Origin of the sequence: Nocardioides sp. GY 10113 (assembly GCF_004919105.1) — a bacterium.
In the GTDB taxonomy this organism is placed as follows: Bacteria; Actinomycetota; Actinomycetes; order Propionibacteriales; family Nocardioidaceae; genus Nocardioides.
Window position 1 is genome coordinate 342,080 of sequence record NZ_STGK01000001.1, and the last position, 13,845, is coordinate 355,924.

The following is a 13,845-nucleotide window of genomic DNA, read 5'->3' on the forward strand; positions in this document are numbered from 1 at the left end:
GATCCGCGGGCCCTGCCGCGCCTTCTCCGGGCGTGCCTTCGTCGCGCCGCGTCCGCCAACGAGCGGCGCCTTCGTCGAGCCCTGGCCGCCCGCGCTCATTCGCCGCCGGCCAGCAGCGTGCCGATCTGACGCAGGCCGTCGAGGTCGTGCACGTCGCCTGAGAGCGCGGCCACGACGGCGGTCGCCACCTGCGGGTGTGCGGTGGCGAACCGCTCCCGCAACGCACCCTCGCGTGCCACCAGTCGCGCACGGTCCGCGTGCAGCCGGAGCAGCCCGGCGGTCAGCGACTCCGGGTCGTCGGCCCGCAGTCGCTCCGCGCCGGCCATCGCCTCGTCCGCGGAGAGCGGGCTCTCCGGGTCGGGGCTGGCGCGGTTCACGACCAGTCCGGCCAGTGGCATCGAGTCCTCGCTGAGCCGTTCCACGAAGTACGCCGCCTCGCGGAGCGCGTCCGGCTCCGGGGCCGCGACCACGAGGAACGCCGTGCCGTCGGCCTGCAGCAGCGAGTAGGTCTGCTGGGCGCGCTGCCGGAACCCGCCGAAGACGGTGTCCAGTGCGGCCACGAACGTCTGCAGGTCCTTGAGGAACTGCGCGCCCAGGATCTTCATCAGCGCGTTGGTGACCACGCTGAAGCCGGCCGTGAGCAGCTTCGCCGGCCCCCGGGCCGGGGCCAGCATCAGCCGGACGAACCGACCGTCGAGGAAGCTGGAGAGCCGCTCGGGGGCGTCCAGGAAGTCCAGTGCCGAGCGCGAGGGCGGCGTGTCGACCACGATCAGGTCGTAGGTCGCGCTGTCCTCGCCGCCCTCCTCCCCGGTGACGTGCTCGCGGTAGAGCTGGCCGAGCTTCTCCATCGCCATGTACTCCTGCGTGCCCGCGAACGAGCTGGAGAGCGCCACGTAGAAGGGGTTGGCGAGGATCTGCTCGGCCTTCTCCGGGCTGGCCTGGGAGAGCACGACCTCGTCGAAGGTCCGCTTCATGTCCAGCATCATCGCGTCCAGCGAGCCCCCGGCCCCCGGGTCGACGCCGGCCACCGGCCGCGGGGTGTTGTCCAGGGCCGCGATGCCCATCGACTGCGCCAGCCGGCGCGCCGGATCGATGGTCAGCACCACCACCCGGCGACCGCGCTCGGCCGCGCGCAGCGCCAGCGCGGCGGCCGTCGTGGTCTTGCCGACGCCGCCGGAGCCGCAGCAGACGATGATCTCGGTCGCCGGGTCGTCCAGCAGCGCGTCGACGTCCAGCGGGGCCGCGCGGTGGCTGCTGCCGGGGCCCACGCGCGAGCGCGTGCGGCGCGGGGCGGACGCGCCGCTCATGCCAGGCCCTGCGCTCGCATCACGGCGGCGAGCTCGTAGAGCGCGCCGAGGTCGATGCCGCCGGCGAAGCGCGGCAGCTCGTAGCTGGGGACGCCGAGGCCGGCCACCACCGCGCGCTGGGAGTCCTCCAGTGCCCGCCGCTCGGCGTGGTCGTGGGCCTCGGCGAGCAGGCCCGTGACCAGGGTGTCGTCGTGGGGCAGCCCGGCCCGGTCCAGGTCCGCCTCGATCAGGGCGCGATCCAGCCGCCCTGCGCGCGCCGCGGCGAGCTCGGGCTCGGACAGGTCGCGCGGCCGGATCTGGTTGACGATCACCCCGCCCACCGGGAGCGCGGCCTCGCGCAGCTCCGCGATTCCGTCCGCGGTCTCCTGCACAGGCATCTCCTCCAGCACCGTGACCAGGTGCACGGCGGTCCGCGGCGAGCGGAACAGGGTCATCATGGTGTCGGACTGGTTGCGGATCGGGCCGACCTTGGCCAGTCCGGCCAGCTCGTTGCTGACGTTGAGGAACTGGGTGATCCGGCCGGTCGGCGGCGCGTCGAGGACCACCGCGTCGTACTGGATCGCGCCGCGGTTGCGGGCGTTGCGCTGCACCGCCTCGTAGACCTTGCCGGTCAGCAGCACGTCGCGCACGCCCGGCGCGATCGTCGTGGCGAACTCGACCACGCCGAACCGGTCCAGCGCCCGTCCCGCGCGGCCCAGCCGGTAGTACATGGCGAGGTACTCCAACAACGCCTCCTCCGCGTCGATGTGCAGCGCGTGGACGACGCCGCGGCGGCCGGACTCGTCGGGCAGGCCGGTGGTCAGCCGCCGCTCCTCGTAGGGCAGCGGGTCGACGTCGAACATCCGGGCGATGCCCTGGCGCCCCTCGACCTCGCAGAGCAGGACGTTCTTGTTCGCGCCCGCGAGGGCGAGCGCCAGCGCGGAGGCGACCGTGGACTTGCCGGTGCCGCCCTTCCCGGTGACGACGTGGAGGCGAACCCGTGGCCAATCAGACACGTCGCCCACCCTAGTGAACGCCTCGAAGGCGGTGGCGGTTTCGAGGCTCCCTCCGAGGCTGGCGAGCTCGCGCCTCAGGACGAGCCCGTCTCGCTCCTCCACCACCGCGGTCGCCGTTCCCCGGGCTGAGTAGGGTGCCGGGTATGACCAAGTGGGAGTACCAGGTGGCGCCCGTCCTCAACCACGCCGCGGCGCAGATCCTCAACAACTTCGGCCAGGACGGCTGGGAGCTCGTGACGTTGATCCCGAGCCCGACCGGCAACGACGTGGCCTACTTCAAGCGCCCGGTCGAGGGCTGAGCGCGATGGCGGCGCAGAGCACACCGGAGGAGCGTCTGGCCGCGCTCGGGGTCAGCGTCCCCGAGGTCGTGCCGCCGGTGGCCAACTACCAGCCGGCGGTCACCTCCGGCGACCGGATCTACACCTCGGGCCAGCTGCCGATGCGCGACGGCGCGCTGCTCGCCACCGGGAAGGTGGGGGCGCAGGTGAGCGCGGAGGAGGCCACCGAGTGCGCGCGGCAGTGCGCGCTCAACGCGGTCGCCGCGATCCGCTCCCAGGTCAAGGACCTGTCTCGGGTCCGGATCGTCAAGGTCGTCGCCTTCGTGGCCTCCACCCCCGACTTCACCGGCCAGCCGAAGGTCGCCAACGGCGCCTCGGACTTCTTCGGCGCGGTCTTCGGCGACGCGGGCGTGCACGCCCGCTCCGCGGTCGGCGTGCCGGTGCTCCCGCTGGACGCCCCGGTCGAGGTCGAGGTGATCGCCGAGATCCTGCCCGAGGGCACGGTCGGGTGAGGATCCCGCTGCCGCCGGTCCCGCTGCCCGCAGCGGTCGCCGACGTCGTCCGTCAGTTCCACGACGGCGAACGCACCCCCGCCGACCCGCGCAACGCGGCCACGGTGGTGCTGATGCGCGACGGCGAGGCCCACGGCGGCAGCGGACCGGAGGTCTACCTGCTGCGCCGCCAGGTCTCGATGGACTTCGCCGGCGGCATGTGCGTCTTCCCCGGCGGCGGCGTGGACGCCCGCGACTTCGACGCCGAGATCCACGCCGCGGGCTGGGCCGGCCCCAGCCCCGAGGAGTGGGCCACCCGGCTCGGCGTCGAGCCCGACCTGGCCCGGGCCCTGGTCTGCGCCGCGGTCCGGGAGACCTTCGAGGAGTCCGGCGTGCTGCTGGCCGGCCCCTCCGCCGACACCGTCGTCGCCGACACCACCGGCGAGGACTGGGAGGCCGACCGGGTCGCGCTGGAGTCCCGCGAGCTGGCGCTGACCGACTTCCTGGCCCGCCGCGGCCTGGTGCTGCGCACCGACCTGCTCGGCGTCTGGGACGGCTGGCTGACCCCGATCTTCGAGCCGAAGCGCTACCGGACCTGGTTCTTCGTGGCGCTGCTGCCCGAGGGACAGGTCACCCGCGACGTCTCCACCGAGTCCGACCACGTGGTGTGGCTGGGCGCCGCAGACGCCGCCGACGCGGCCGACGCGGGCACCCTGGCGATGCTGCCGCCGACGTACCTGACCTGCCTGGAGGTCGGCCAGCACGGCTCGGTGGCCGAGGTCGTCGCGGCCAGCGACGGCCGGTCGGTGGAGATGTTCATGCCGGAGGTGGAGCGCCTCGGCGAGGGCTACACGCTCTCGATGCCCGAGCGACTCCGACCGCTGGTCGCCGACCGCCGGGCATGAGCGCGGACCCGCAGGTCCCGCCGCCGGGCCACTGGCACGGCGGCGCGTTCGGCGACCGCGGGCGCTGCGTGCTCGCGCCCAACCCCGGCCTGATGACGCTCGACGGCACCAACACCTGGGTGCTGCGCGAGCCCGGCGCCGAGCGCTCGATCGTGGTCGACCCCGGCCCGCTCGCCGACGAGCACCTGGACGCGGTCGCCGAGGTCGCCGGCCAGGTGGAGGCGGTCGTGGTCACCCACCACCACCTCGACCACACCGAGGCCGCCCGCTCGTTCGCGGAGCGGATGGGCTGCGGCGTCCGGGCGCTGGACCCCGCGCAGTGCTGGCGCTCCGACCCGGTGGCCGACGGCGAGGTGCTCTCGGTCGGCGGCCTGGACGTCGAGGTGCTGACCACGCCCGGGCACACCCGCGACTCGATCTCGCTGCTGGTCGGCGCCGACAGCGCGCTGCTCACCGGCGACATGGTGCTCGGGCGCGGCACCACCGTGATCGTCCACCCCGACGGCGACCTCGGCGGGTACTTCGACTCGCTCGCCAGGATGCGGGCGCTGGTCACCGAGGGACGCGTCGAGACGCTCTGGCCGGCCCACGGGCCGGTGCTGGCCGACGCCGCCGGCGTGCTCGACCACTACCGGGTGCACCGCGCCGAGCGGCTGGCCCAGGTGGAGGCGGCGCTCGCGTCGTTGGGGCTGGGCGGTTCCTCGTTGCCGGCCGACGCGGCCGAGGACCCGGACCTGCCGCGCCGGGTCGTCGAGGTCGTGTACGCCGACGTCGACGAGTCGCTGTGGGGCGCCGCCGAGTGGTCGGTGCGGGCGCAGCTGGCCTACCTGGCGTCGCGCTGAGCGCGGGTCGGCAGAAGCTTGCTGCCGACCCGCGGGGTCAGGTACGGCGCCGGTACCGGCGGTAGACCACCGCGATCACCGCGGCGACCCCGCCTCCCAGGACCCACGGGCGCGCGGCGGACCACTGGTCGCCCCAGCCCCCGGCGTCGGCCCAGGGATCGGGGCCGGCGTGCACGGTCGGCTGGTCCCACGCCATCAGTGCGGAGGCGAGGCTGAGGCTCTGAGCGCCCAGCGCCTCGACTGTGCCGACCTCCCGGGCGGCGTCGCCCCGCGGCTCGACGACGCGGAGCACACGACCATCGGACGTGTGGGCCGCCTCGTCCACCCATCGGGACTCGGAGACCACCGGCCACGGTGTCTCGCCCGGATCACGCGTCAGCCACCCGACGACCGGGCGCAGAGACTCGTAGCTGTTCCCGACGAGCGTGGTCGGCGGGGTGCACGCGACGTGGGCGCCGTCCATCCCGCGCCAGCCCAGGTGCGGCGACCCCTCGTCGTCGACGAAGCGGGGCGGGTCGTACCGCAGCGGGGTGCCGTCGTCGCAGATCCCGGCGCCGTCCCAGGCCAGCCCGCGGCCCGGCAGGTCGGTCGCCCGGCCGGTGCGGGTGTCCACCACGCCGGCCACGGCTCGGCCGAAGCTCGCCCTGCTCTCGGTCGCGAACGTGACCAGCTGTCCCGACCACACGATCTTCCGGCCCCCGGGTGACCACTGCATCGTCCGCAGCTCCACGCCCTGGTCGCCGTGGACCCTGAGCCGGCGGACGTCGCCCGTCGCCAGGTCGAGGACGGCGATCCCAACGGGACCGACCTCCGCGTAGGAGTAGGCCAGGTGGGTGCCGTCGGGGGACAGCGTCGGCCCGACGCTGGCCAGCATCGCGTCGCGCAGGTCCGGCAGGTCAGCCTGCACGTAGCGGCCGCCGGCGGTCACCAGCACCACCGTGTCGGTGATGCCGGAGTCCACGTAGGACGCGGCGACGGGCACCAGGCCGTTGCTGAAGGTCGCCTCGGGCAGGTCCGGCGCAGCGCCGTCGCGCGGCCCGTAGATCGCGTCGGGGACGCCAGCCTGCTCCTGGCCGTCCGCGACGGGAGGGGGCGGCGCCTGGAGGACCCGCCAGCCCAGGCCCGCGACGAGGGCGAGGCAGGCGAGCGCCGCGGCGGCGCCGGCGACCCGGGCACGCAGGGCCGCCCGCCGGCCGCGGCGGAACAGGTCCGGGTCGACCGCCGCCGGGGGTGCCTCGGTGGACGCCCGGTGCAGCGCCTCGCGCAGTGCGGCGTCGTTCATCGCGTCTCCTCCCGGAGCTCCTCGAGGTCGGGGGCCAGCGCCCGGAGCCGGGCCAACGCGTCGCGGGTCGCCGACTTCACCGTGCCCAGGCCGATCCCCAGCGCCTCGGCGGTCTGTCGCTCGGTCAGGTCCTCGAAGTAGCGCAGCACCAGCACGGTGCGCTGCCGCTCGGTGAGCCGCGCCAGGGCGGCGACCAGCGTCAGCCGCAGGGCCGGGTCGGTCGCGTCGCCGTGCGGTGACGCGGCGTCGTACTGCTCGGGCAGGCGGGTCTCCGCGACCCTGCGCCGCCGCCACCGGGAGACGTTCTGGGTGTAGAGGATCCGCCGCACGTACGGCTCGGGGTCGCCGTCGATCCGGTGCCAGGCCTTCGCGGCCCGGAACAGCGCGGTCTGCAGCAGGTCCTCGGCGAGGTGCGCGTCGCCGGTCAGCAGGTAGGCGGTCCGGGTGAGCGCCGGCGTACGGGTGCGCACGAACTCGTCGAACGCCGCCCGCCCGCGCGGTGGCGCTCCGCGCTGTGTCGGCGCGCTGCTGTCGATCATGGCGACCCCCTTCGCCCGTTCCTAGGCGGTCCGGGGCGTCGTCGGAGGGTCTCTTGCGGGAAAAAGATCTCCGGCCGCCCAGGACGGGCGGCCGGAGAGAGGCTGTGCGGGTGTCAGGCAGGCGGGCTCAGCGGGCCCGGCGCGACATCCGCTCCATGTCGAGGATGACCACCGAGCGGGGCTCCAGGCGCAGCCAGCCGCGCGAGGCGAAGTCGGCCAGCGCCTTGTTCACGGTCTCGCGGGAGGCGCCGACCAGCTGGGCCAGCTCCTCCTGGGTGAGGTCGTGGTGGACGTGCACGCCGTCGTCGGCGCTGCGGCCGAACCGGTCGGCCAGGTCCAGCAGGGCCTTGGCGACGCGGCCGGGGACGTCGGAGAAGACCAGGTCGGCGACGACGTCGTTGGCCTTGCGCAGCCGGCCGGCGAGCTGGGCGAGCAGGCCGCGGGCCACGGCGGGGCGACCCTCGAGCCAGCGCAGCAGGTCCTCGTGGGAGAGCGAGGCGAAGCCGGCGTCGGTCACGGCGGTCACCGTCGCCGAGCGCGGGCCCGGGTCGAACAGCGACAGCTCGCCGAACATCTGGCCGGGGCCCATGATCGCGAGCAGGTTCTCGCGACCGTCGGACGAGGTGCGGCCGAGCTTCACCTTGCCGTCGAGCACGACGTACAACTTGTCGCCGGTGTCGCCCTCGTGGAACAGCACCTCGCCGCGCCGCAGCCGGGTCTCGGCCATCGACGAGCGCAGGGCGGTCATCGCCTCGTCGTCGAGGGCACTGAACAGCGGCGCCTGACGGAGTACGTCGTGGTCCACTTCTCCTCCTGGTCCCAGGGTGTCGTGCGGGCCCCCTGGTGAGGCGCCGGCGGACGACACGCGTCCCCCGAATCCTAGCCAGTGGCGATGTTCACACCTAACATGCGTCGCTTCCGGGCCTGTCGGCGCCACGCCGTAGGCTGCGCTCGTGCGCCCGATCGACACCGCCGAGGAGACCTCGACCCAGCTGGTGCGTCGGGCCCGCAAGATCAACCGGGTGCTCGCCGAGACCTATCCGGACGCGCACGCCGAGCTCGACTTCGACAACCCGTTCCAGCTGCTCGTGGTCACCGTGCTGTCGGCGCAGACAACCGACAAGCGGGTCAACGCGGTGCGGCCGATCCTGTTCGCGGCCTACCCCGATCCGGTGTCGATGGCGGCGGCGGACCGGGCCCACCTGGAGCAGATCGTCGGCCCGCTCGGCTTCTTCCGCGCCAAGACCGACGCGCTGCTCAAGCTCAGCGCCGCCCTCGTGGAGCGGTACGACGGCCAGGTGCCCGGCCGGCTGGAGGACCTGGTCACGCTGCCCGGCGTCGGTCGCAAGACCGCCAACGTCGTGCTCGGCAACGCCTTCGACGTCCCCGGGATCACCGTCGACACCCACTTCGGCCGGCTGGTGCGCCGCTTCGGCTGGACCGAGGAGACCGACCCGGTGAAGGTCGAGCACGCGATCGGTGCGCTCTTCCCTAAGCGCGACTGGACGATGCTGTCGCACCACGTGATCTGGCACGGCCGGCGGCGCTGTCACGCCAAGAAGCCGGCCTGCGGCGCCTGCCCGGTGGCGCGCTGGTGCCCGTCGTACGGCACCGGACCGACGGACCCGGTCGCGGCCGAGGCCCTGGTCCGCACGGAGGGCCCCAACTGATGCGGGCACGCACGGTCGCGGTCAGCCTGCTGGCCGCGGGGGTCCTGCTCACCGGCTGCGACGGCGGCGCGCCCGCGGCCGCGTGCCGGGTCGACGTCACCTACCCGGACCTGATCGCGGACCGCGAAGCCGCCGGCATCGCCGACTGCGACCCCGATGACTGGTCGACCTCGGCCGACGGCGTCGCCGCCGACCTGCCCGACGTGGAGCTGCACTGCCTGGGCAGCACCGCGACCGCCTCGCTGGCCGACGTCCGCGGCCCGGCGGTGATCAACTTCTGGGCCTCCAACTGCCTGCCGTGCCGTGAGGAGCTGCCGGCGCTGCAGGCGTTCTCGGAGGACTACGGCGACCAGGTCACCGTGCTCGGCGTCGACTTCCTCGACAGCTACCCGGGCGCCGCGGTGGACCTCGCCGCGGAGGCCGGGGTGACCTACCCGTCGCTGGCCGACGGCTGCGGCGACCTGCAGTCGACCGACCTGGTGCTCAACGGCGGGCTGCCGCAGTTCTTCTTCGTCCGCGCCGACGGCAGCTGGACCCAGAGGCTCGGCGGCGTCGACTCGGAGCGGGAGATCGTCGACATGGTCGAGTCCGAGCTCGGGTTGGACCTGGCGGCGCCCGCGCGGAAGGGTGAGGGCTCGTGATCGACCGCACCGACCTGCCCGAGTGGCTGCACGAGGTCGCCGCCGCGGCCGACCGGATCGCCGGCAGCGACCTCACCAGCTTCCTGCCGCCGGCCGACGGCAGCGCGCGCCGCGGCGCCGTGCTGATGCTCTTCGGCGAAGGCCCGGAGGGTCCGGAGCTGCTGCTCACCGAGCGCGCCCACGACATGCGCTCCCACCCCGGCCAGGTCTCGTTCCCGGGCGGCTCGATCGACGCCGGGGAGACCACCGTCGAGGCCGCGCTGCGCGAGGCCGAGGAGGAGATCGGCGTGGACCCGGCCGGGGTCCAGGCCTTCGCGACGCTCCCGGAGCTGTGGCTGCCGCCGTCGAACTTCGCGGTGACCACGGTGCTCGGCTGGTGGCACGCGCCGAGCCCGATCCGCGTCGCCTCACCGGAGGAGGTGCACGCGATCCACCGGGTGACCCTCGCCGAGCTGCTCGCGCCCGAGCACCGGATCGAGGTCCGTCACCCCGGCGGCTGGACGGGTCCGGGCTTCCTGATCGGTCCGGACAAGGACGTCATCCTGTGGGGCTTCACGGGCGGGATCATCACCAGGTTCTTCGATTTTCTGGGGTGGCTCCCCCCGGTGGCCGAGTCGCCCGTGCATGATCTCCCCGACTACATGCTCGCGGAGTACTCCCGCCGTACGGCGGAGGCGAGCGACGCCGGCAAGGACGCCGACAACGGTCTTGACCTCGCCGAGCCCAATCCCGCACCGCGTAAGGAACGATGAACCTCCTCGACATCCTGCTCCTGCTGCTGGTTGCCGCCTATGCCCTCTCGGGCTACTGGCAGGGATTCATCACCGGCGCCTTCGCGACGATCGGGCTGCTGCTCGGCGGCGTCTTCGGCATCTGGCTGGCACCGATCGTGCTGGGCGGGGCCAACCCGTCGATCCAGGTGTCGCTGGGCGCGCTGTTCATCGTGATCCTCTGCGCGATGCTGGGCCAGGCGGTGCTCCAGTTCGTCGGCGCCAAGGCCCGTGAACGGGTCACCTGGCAGCCGGCCCGCGTGGTCGACGCGGTCGGCGGCGCACTGCTCAGCGCCCTCGCGGTGCTGCTGGTGGCGTGGGCGCTCGGTGTCGCGGTGTCGGGCACCCGGCTCGGCCCGGTCACCTCGATGGTGCGCAGCTCGGAGGTGCTGGCCAAGGTCGACGGCGCGCTGCCCGACATGGCGCCGCGGGTGCTGCAGGCGTTCAACAACGTGGTCGGCACCGGCTTCTTCCCGCGCTACCTCGAGCCGTTCGCGCCCGAGCGGATCGTCGAGGTCGGCCCCGGCCCGAAGCGGCTGCTCCAGGACCCCGACATCACCGGCTCGCGGTCCGCTGTCGTCAAGATCCGCGGCGCCAACATCTGCGGCCGGGGAGTGGAGGGCACCGGCTTCGTCTACGCACCCGACCGGGTGATGACCAACGCGCACGTGGTCGCGGGCGTCCCCGATCCCGAGGTGCAGATCGGCGACGGCACCGAGCTGGGCCGGGTCGTCCTCTACGACCCCGACCTCGACATCGCGGTGCTGCAGGTCGACACCGGCGACATCGCCGAGCTGCCGTTCGACATCGCCCAGGGAGCGCCGGCCGGACCCAACGACCCGGTCGCGGTGGTCGGCTATCCGCAGGACGGCCCGTTCGACGTCCAGCCGGGCCGGATCCGCTCCGAGCAGCGGCTGCGTTCCCCCGACATCTACGGCGACGGCACGGTGCTGCGCGAGGTCTTCTCGCTGCGGGCACTGGTCCGGCCGGGCAACTCCGGCGGCCCGATCATCACGCCGGACGGCGAGGTCGCCGGCGTGGTCTTCGCCGCCTCGGTCACCGACCCCGACACCGGCTACGCGCTGACGGCCGGCCAGGTCGCCGACGCGGCGGCGGCGGGCCGGACCCGCGAGGTCGAGGTCGAGACGGGCAACTGCGCGGCCTGACCGGGTCGGGCATGCTGACCCCCATGACCGACGCTCCCGACCTCGTCCGCTACGCCTTCGCCGACGGCGCCGCCCGGATCACGCTGACCGGTGCCGATCGCGGCAACCCCGTCGAGCCCGCCCAGATCGACCAGCTCTTCGCCGCGGTCCGCCGGGCCGGCCGCGACGACGCGAAGGTGATCGTGCTCGACGCCGAGGGGCGGTTCTTCTCGGTCGGCGGCGACCTGTCGGCCTTCCACGCGGCGGAGGACACCGCAGCGTTCATCGACGACCTGGCCGACGGCCTGCACCGGGTGGTCAGCGAGCTGGTCCGCTCCGACGCGGTCGTGGTCAGCGTGGTGCAGGGCACCGCCGCGGGCGCGGGCTTCCCGCTCGCCGCGGCCGCCGACGTGGTGCTGGCCGCCGACACCGCGAAGTTCAGCCTGGCCTACACCAAGGTCGGGCTCTCCCCGGACGGCGGCAGCTCGCTGCTGGTGCACACCCTCGGGCTGCACCGGGTGCTGCGGCTGGCGCTCCTCGGTGACCTGATCACCGCGCAGGAGGCGTACGACGCCGGGCTGGTGGCCCGCGTCGTCCCCGCCGCCGAGCTGGCCGACGCCGTCGACGCCGTGGTCGGCCAGCTGCTCGCCGGCTCCCGTGCCGCCCAGGCGGCCGCGAAGCGGCTGGTCCGCGAGCAGGCCGTGGCCGCGCCGGAGGCGGCGCTGCGCCGCGAGCTGCTCTCGATCCGGACCCTCGCGGTCGGGGCGGACGGCCGGGAGGGGATCGCGGCGTTCCTGGAGAAGCGGCCGGCCTCGTTCAGCTGACCCGCGGCCGCCGGTCCGCGGTCGTCGGGCGCGCGGCCCCGGCGGCCGCTGACGGGGCGGGGTAACCAACGCCACGCCGCGGAGGGCAGCCGCCGGATTGGTGGTGGCCCGGTGTCCGGGTGAGGATGCCGCGGTGCAAGCACCCGGTACGCAGCGGATCGCCTGGCTGGACGTGGCCAAGGGCGCCTGCATCGTGCTCGTGGTCCTGCACCACGTGATCGGCAAGTACCTGCCGCTGCTGGCGGTGCCCGCGTTGCACCCGGTGGCGGACGCCTGGGCCGGGGTCAGCCTGGCGCTGAAGCCGGCGCGGATGCCGGTCTTCTTCGTGGTCAGCGGCTTCCTGGCCGCCGGCGCGATCGCCCGTCCCTGGCCGACCGTGCTGCGCCGGGTCGTCAGCCCGTACTACCTCTACCTCGTCTGGCTCGGCGTCTACCTGCTCTTCTACCGGTGGGAGACCCGCACGCCGGCGAACCGGGTGCAGGGCGTCGGCGACCTGCTCAGCGACCTGGTCTGGGCCGAGACCAGCATGTGGTTCCTGTTCTCGCTGGCGGCGTACTTCGTCCTCGCGAAGGCGCTGCGCCGCCTCGACCCGCGGTTCGTGGTGGGAGCGGCGACGGTGGTCGCCCTCGGCACCGGCTGGTCGGGCATCGAGGCCAACAACAAGGTCGCCGTCCTGGCCCACTTCTGCTTCTTCGCGCTCGGCGCCTACTTCCCGGCGCTGCTGGCGTGGGCCGGCAACCGGTCCGGCCGGGCGCTGCTCGGCCTCGCGGCGGCGTACACCGCGGGGTTCGTGCTGCTGCGGGCCAGCGGGCTGCCGTGGAGCGTCACGCTGGTCGCGTGCAGCGCGGTCGGCGTGCCGCTGGGCCTCGGACTGGCCGCGCGGCTGGCCGGGGTCCCCGGCCTGGGTCAGGGGCTGGCGTGGCTGGGCCAGCGCACGTTGCGGATCTACGTGCTCCACTTCGCCGTGATCGGCGTGCTCGTCGCGCTGCCGCTGCGGCTGGACGGGACCGGGCCCGCGGCGATGCTGCTGGCGGCCGCCGCCCCGCTGCTCGGCACGGCGCTGGTGATCGGCGCCTGCCTGGCGCTGCACGATGCCGCCGTGTACCTCGGCGGCGCGGCGCTCTTCCGGCTGCCGCGCCCTGTCGAGCGGGGGCTGTCGGCGGTCGAGCGGCGGTTCGCCCGCCGGGTTCAGGGGCCGTGGGGCACCGGGCAGCCGGGCGCCCCGGTGGCGCCGTCCGGAGCGGCCTTGGCCCCGGTCGGCGCGAAGGTGCCCAGCTCCGCGAGCGCGTAGCCGCCCGGATAGCTCTTGATCCGCGGCAGGTCCGCGGTGTACGTCGGCTTCCGGTTGGACGGGGTGTACCGCAGCAGCCGCGCCCGCGCCCGCATCGCGCCCCGGCTGATCCGGATGATCGCGGGGTGCGGGGCGTCGTACCGGAAGGCCCGGAGGAGCGGGTCGTCCATCAGGGCCCGGCTGAACACCTCGACCGGCCTGCGCACCGCCTTCGGGTAGAAGGTGGTCATCAGGTCGAGCGTGGAGTCGGCGACCTTGCGTCCGCCCTCGTCGTAGGCGAAGTGCTCGGCCTCGTAGCCGTCGAGCAGCGCCTCGAAGCCCGCGAAGGTCTCGGGGACGTCCGTGATGCCCAGGTGCCGGCCGAGGTCGCGGTAGTAGTTCACGCTCGCCCGCAGCTCGGTGTCGGTGAGCGTCCGCCAGCCGTAGTCGTCGAGCCAGCGCTTCGGCACCACGACGAACGTCGACAGCACGTAGCGCATGTCGTCGTTGCTGATGTCGTACATCCTGTGCATCTGGTTGATCCGGCGCAGGGCGGTCCTGCCCTCCTCGGAGTCGAAGCCGTGCACGAACGGCGCCTCGAGCAGCAGCGAGGTGTCGTCGTACCGCTTCTGGCAGGCCTGCTCGAACTGCTGGGTCTCGTGCAGCAGCCGGCCGATGCTGGGCACCGCGTAGGTGCGGAAGAGCGCGAAGGAGAGCGACTGGGTGATGTCCCAGGTGAACTCGTAGAGCGCGAGGTTCTGGTAGATCTCGACGTAGTCCGTCTCCGGGTCGAGTGCCTCGTTGCGGTCCCGCCACAGCGACTTGCCCAGGGTCTTGGCCATGGCGTGGAGCGTATCCCCGATCGGCGGCCACTAGAACGGGTTAC

At 73.9% G+C, this 13,845-nt stretch carries 16 protein-coding genes; 10 read left to right on the top strand and 6 right to left on the bottom strand.

Translation table 11 applies throughout. The features are described from left to right. Positions 1–95: 95 nt before the first annotated feature. Both E8D34_RS01430 and E8D34_RS01435 read right to left on the bottom strand, forming a co-directional pair. Positions 96–1,307, bottom strand: coding sequence for an ArsA-related P-loop ATPase (locus E8D34_RS01430; RefSeq protein ID WP_136592775.1), 1,212 nt, complete (start codon positions 1,305–1,307; stop codon positions 96–98). Next, positions 1,304–2,302 (bottom strand): ArsA-related P-loop ATPase, encoded by a 999-nt coding sequence (locus tag E8D34_RS01435; protein ID WP_136592776.1) that lies wholly within the window; start codon positions 2,300–2,302, stop codon positions 1,304–1,306. Before E8D34_RS01435 ends, E8D34_RS01430 begins: the two co-directional genes overlap by 4 nt. 143 nt (positions 2,303–2,445) lie before the next feature. Between E8D34_RS01435 and E8D34_RS01440 the strand changes: the two genes are divergently transcribed. The 4 genes from E8D34_RS01440 to E8D34_RS01455 are packed head-to-tail and all read left to right on the top strand — an operon-like array spanning position 2,446 to position 4,818. Then, on the top strand, positions 2,446–2,601 hold the full coding sequence (locus tag E8D34_RS01440) for a DUF4177 domain-containing protein (RefSeq protein ID WP_136592777.1): 156 nt from the start codon (positions 2,446–2,448) through the stop codon (positions 2,599–2,601). Positions 2,602–2,606: 5 nt separating this feature from the next. Beyond that, positions 2,607–3,092 (top strand): RidA family protein, encoded by a 486-nt coding sequence (locus E8D34_RS01445; protein WP_136592778.1) that lies wholly within the window; start codon positions 2,607–2,609, stop codon positions 3,090–3,092. Then, complete coding sequence (locus tag E8D34_RS01450; RefSeq protein ID WP_136592779.1) at positions 3,089–3,976, top strand: NUDIX hydrolase; 888 nt, start codon at positions 3,089–3,091, stop codon at positions 3,974–3,976. The genes E8D34_RS01445 and E8D34_RS01450 overlap by 4 nt, the downstream gene beginning before the upstream one ends. Continuing rightward, the gene (locus E8D34_RS01455) at positions 3,973–4,818 is read left to right on the top strand and encodes an MBL fold metallo-hydrolase (protein ID WP_136592780.1); all 846 of its coding nucleotides are present in this window, start codon (positions 3,973–3,975) and stop codon (positions 4,816–4,818) included. Before E8D34_RS01450 ends, E8D34_RS01455 begins: the two co-directional genes overlap by 4 nt. Positions 4,819–4,855: 37 nt before the next feature. Here E8D34_RS01455 and E8D34_RS01460 read toward each other — a convergent pair whose 3' ends face one another. The 3 genes from E8D34_RS01460 to E8D34_RS01470 all read right to left on the bottom strand — a co-directional run bounded on the left by E8D34_RS01460 (position 4,856) and on the right by E8D34_RS01470 (position 7,387). Beyond that, entirely contained in the window at positions 4,856–6,100 is a 1,245-nt protein-coding gene (locus E8D34_RS01460; protein ID WP_136592781.1) for a hypothetical protein, read from the bottom strand. Beyond that, positions 6,097–6,639, bottom strand: a complete 543-nt coding sequence (locus E8D34_RS01465; protein ID WP_136592782.1) for a SigE family RNA polymerase sigma factor — start codon at positions 6,637–6,639, stop codon at positions 6,097–6,099. The genes E8D34_RS01460 and E8D34_RS01465 overlap by 4 nt, the downstream gene beginning before the upstream one ends. Before the next feature lie 127 nt (positions 6,640–6,766). Then, positions 6,767–7,387, bottom strand: a complete 621-nt coding sequence (locus E8D34_RS01470) for a Crp/Fnr family transcriptional regulator (protein WP_206056508.1) — start codon at positions 7,385–7,387, stop codon at positions 6,767–6,769. 205 nt (positions 7,388–7,592) lie between these two features. Between E8D34_RS01470 and nth the strand changes: the two genes are divergently transcribed. The 6 genes from nth to E8D34_RS01500 all read left to right on the top strand — a co-directional run bounded on the left by nth (position 7,593) and on the right by E8D34_RS01500 (position 12,980). Then, positions 7,593–8,309 carry an endonuclease III gene (gene nth, locus E8D34_RS01475; RefSeq protein ID WP_136592784.1) on the top strand — a complete coding sequence of 239 codons (717 nt, stop codon included), beginning with the start codon at positions 7,593–7,595 and terminating at the stop codon, positions 8,307–8,309. After that, entirely contained in the window at positions 8,309–8,950 is a 642-nt protein-coding gene (locus E8D34_RS01480; RefSeq protein WP_136592785.1) for a TlpA disulfide reductase family protein, read from the top strand. The genes nth and E8D34_RS01480 overlap by 1 nt, the downstream gene beginning before the upstream one ends. After that, positions 8,947–9,702 (top strand): CoA pyrophosphatase, encoded by a 756-nt coding sequence (locus E8D34_RS01485; RefSeq protein WP_240771025.1) that lies wholly within the window; start codon positions 8,947–8,949, stop codon positions 9,700–9,702. Before E8D34_RS01480 ends, E8D34_RS01485 begins: the two co-directional genes overlap by 4 nt. Beyond that, positions 9,699–10,886 (top strand): MarP family serine protease, encoded by a 1,188-nt coding sequence (locus tag E8D34_RS01490; protein ID WP_136592786.1) that lies wholly within the window; start codon positions 9,699–9,701, stop codon positions 10,884–10,886. The genes E8D34_RS01485 and E8D34_RS01490 overlap by 4 nt, the downstream gene beginning before the upstream one ends. Positions 10,887–10,909: 23 nt before the next feature. Then, entirely contained in the window at positions 10,910–11,689 is a 780-nt protein-coding gene (locus E8D34_RS01495; RefSeq protein WP_136592787.1) for an enoyl-CoA hydratase-related protein, read from the top strand. A gap of 133 nt (positions 11,690–11,822) precedes the next feature. Next, on the top strand, positions 11,823–12,980 hold the full coding sequence (locus E8D34_RS01500; protein ID WP_168929295.1) for an acyltransferase: 1,158 nt from the start codon (positions 11,823–11,825) through the stop codon (positions 12,978–12,980). Here the strand turns inward: E8D34_RS01500 and E8D34_RS01505 are convergent. After that, positions 12,878–13,801 (bottom strand): oxygenase MpaB family protein, encoded by a 924-nt coding sequence (locus E8D34_RS01505; RefSeq protein WP_136592789.1) that lies wholly within the window; start codon positions 13,799–13,801, stop codon positions 12,878–12,880. The genes E8D34_RS01500 and E8D34_RS01505 overlap by 103 nt on opposite strands. Between the last annotated feature and the right edge of the window lie 44 nt (positions 13,802–13,845).

Excerpts from the sequence above, each read along its gene's own strand:
- E8D34_RS01430 (WP_136592775.1), bottom strand. The coding sequence starts at position 1,307 with ATGAGCGGCGCGTCCGCCCCGCGCCGCACGCGCTCGCGCGTGGGCCCC.
- E8D34_RS01440 (WP_136592777.1), top strand. The coding sequence starts at position 2,446 with ATGACCAAGTGGGAGTACCAGGTGGCGCCCGTCCTCAACCACGCCGCG.
- E8D34_RS01445 (WP_136592778.1), top strand. The coding sequence starts at position 2,607 with ATGGCGGCGCAGAGCACACCGGAGGAGCGTCTGGCCGCGCTCGGGGTC.
- E8D34_RS01455 (WP_136592780.1), top strand. The coding sequence starts at position 3,973 with ATGAGCGCGGACCCGCAGGTCCCGCCGCCGGGCCACTGGCACGGCGGC.
- E8D34_RS01460 (WP_136592781.1), bottom strand. The coding sequence starts at position 6,100 with ATGAACGACGCCGCACTGCGCGAGGCGCTGCACCGGGCGTCCACCGAG.
- E8D34_RS01465 (WP_136592782.1), bottom strand. The coding sequence starts at position 6,639 with ATGATCGACAGCAGCGCGCCGACACAGCGCGGAGCGCCACCGCGCGGG.
- E8D34_RS01470 (WP_206056508.1), bottom strand. The coding sequence starts at position 7,387 with ATGACCGCCCTGCGCTCGTCGATGGCCGAGACCCGGCTGCGGCGCGGC.
- E8D34_RS01480 (WP_136592785.1), top strand. The coding sequence starts at position 8,309 with ATGCGGGCACGCACGGTCGCGGTCAGCCTGCTGGCCGCGGGGGTCCTG.
- E8D34_RS01490 (WP_136592786.1), top strand. The coding sequence starts at position 9,699 with ATGAACCTCCTCGACATCCTGCTCCTGCTGCTGGTTGCCGCCTATGCC.
- E8D34_RS01495 (WP_136592787.1), top strand. The coding sequence starts at position 10,910 with ATGACCGACGCTCCCGACCTCGTCCGCTACGCCTTCGCCGACGGCGCC.
- E8D34_RS01505 (WP_136592789.1), bottom strand. The coding sequence starts at position 13,801 with ATGGCCAAGACCCTGGGCAAGTCGCTGTGGCGGGACCGCAACGAGGCA.